Origin of the sequence: Actinoalloteichus spitiensis RMV-1378 (assembly GCF_000239155.1) — a bacterium.
In the GTDB taxonomy this organism is placed as follows: domain Bacteria; phylum Actinomycetota; class Actinomycetes; order Mycobacteriales; family Pseudonocardiaceae; genus Actinoalloteichus_B; species Actinoalloteichus_B spitiensis.
In genome coordinates this window covers 1-1,568 of sequence record NZ_AGVX02000715.1, presented here as the reverse complement: position 1 = coordinate 1,568, position 1,568 = coordinate 1, and the positions used below count along the sequence as shown (strand labels likewise).

Annotated in this window: 2 protein-coding genes; both read right to left on the bottom strand. The window is 77.0% G+C overall.

All coding sequences use genetic code 11. The features are described 5' to 3' along the window. Positions 1-106: 106 nt before the first annotated feature. Positions 107-574, bottom strand: coding sequence for an anti-sigma factor (locus ACTIDRAF_RS33185; protein WP_425359134.1), 468 nt, complete (start codon positions 572-574; stop codon positions 107-109). A 282-nt stretch (positions 575-856) separates the two neighbouring features. Then, on the bottom strand, positions 857-1,015 hold the full coding sequence (locus ACTIDRAF_RS35490) for a sigma-70 family RNA polymerase sigma factor (RefSeq protein WP_016701303.1): 159 nt from the start codon (positions 1,013-1,015) through the stop codon (positions 857-859). Between the last annotated feature and the right edge of the window lie 553 nt (positions 1,016-1,568).

Below are 1,568 nucleotides of genomic sequence, written 5' to 3'. Positions count from 1 at the left end.
GAGGCGGCACGGCGGTGGCCCGCGCCAGTGAGGCGACCGGACCACCGGCCGCGCCGCAGGAGGCCGGCGGGCCCGCCACCCGGAGGAGCGGGCCACCCCGCACCCGTCACCCGCTCAGCGAGAGCACCATCACCGGGTCGGTGGTGGGCTGGTCCGATCCGCCCGTGGGCTCGACGGTGACCCCGATCCCGTCGGCCCCGTCCAGGCCGTCCACCATCACCACGGCCCCCTCCCGGTCGTCGAGCATCCCCGCTGGTCGAACGTCCTCCCCCTCGATCAGCCACAGCTGGTAGCCGTGGTCGGCTGGCGCGTCCGGCATGCCCGCCACCAGGAGGACGGCCCGATCGGCCTCCCGGAAGACGACGGCGGTGGCCGTACCCGCGCGCTCGCTCTCCCCGCTGACCACCTGGTGTCCTTCGAGGCCAGCAGGGCGGACGACGCGGGCCCCGCCGCCTCGGCCAGCTCCTGCCGGAGGGCGTCCCGCTCCCTCCCGCAACTGGATGGCCTGCCCGCCCAGCACGCCGGCCAACACCGCCGCCGTGGCGGCCAGCGCGAGCGCCAGCGGACCACCCACCGCCGTCCCGATCCGGTGGCGACGTCGCCCGAGGGGCGGCGGCCCGCGTCTCGTCCAGCAGCGGGGGTTCCTGGCGGACCGTGGCGATCTCGGCCATCACCCGCGCACGCGGGCCGGGGCACGGCGTGCGCGGCAGTGCCCCCGCGCGCCGAGCCGCCGTCGCCCGCAGCTGTCGTACCTCCCGCGCGCACACCGGGCAGGCGGCGAGGTGCCCGTTCGAACTGCGCGTGCTCCGCGCCGGTGACCAGCGCGTAGGCCCCGTCAACGAGTGGATGTCCGCGTTCACCGCCCCACCCCCGGACGGTCGCGCAGCCGGATCAGGGCGTCGCGCGTCCTGGTCTTGATCGTCCCCAGCGGGGCGCCGAGGAGCTCGGCCACCCGCCGGTACGCGTGCCCCCGGGAGGAGGCGAGGAGCACCGACTCCCGCTGGAGGTTCGTCAACCTCGACACACGCAGCGGCGCGCCCGCACCCGCGCCCGCTCCAGCCGGATCGCGACGGTCTCCGCCACCTCGTCGAAGGGCCGCCGTTCGTCGAGGCGGCCCACCTCGCCTCCCGGGCGGTCGCGGACTGCTCCGAGCGGACCGGTCCACCGCCCGCCGGTGGGCCATCGTCAGCGCCCAGGTGTTCGCGGAGCCCAGCGCCGGGTCGTACCGCGCCGCGGTGTGCCACAGCTCGACCAGGACCTCCCGCGCGGACCTCCTCGGACTGGGCCGGATCGCGCGGCACCGCCCGTACCAGGGACGGCACGGGCCGGCGAGGAGGTCGAACGGCTGCCCGAAGGCGGACCCGTCCCCTCTCGACCCGAACCATCAGCTCCTCCGCGGTGGGGCCGACCAGCGCGCTCCGCCCACTCAGCCAGGACCACCTTCATCGTCGAGCCGACTCGTCACGTCCGTCCCTCGACGCGGCGGGCCGCGCGGATCGCCCGGCGACCCGGCCACCACGGCGCGACCCGGCCGTCCCGGCAGGCGACGGCAGTCCCACGGGCGGCTG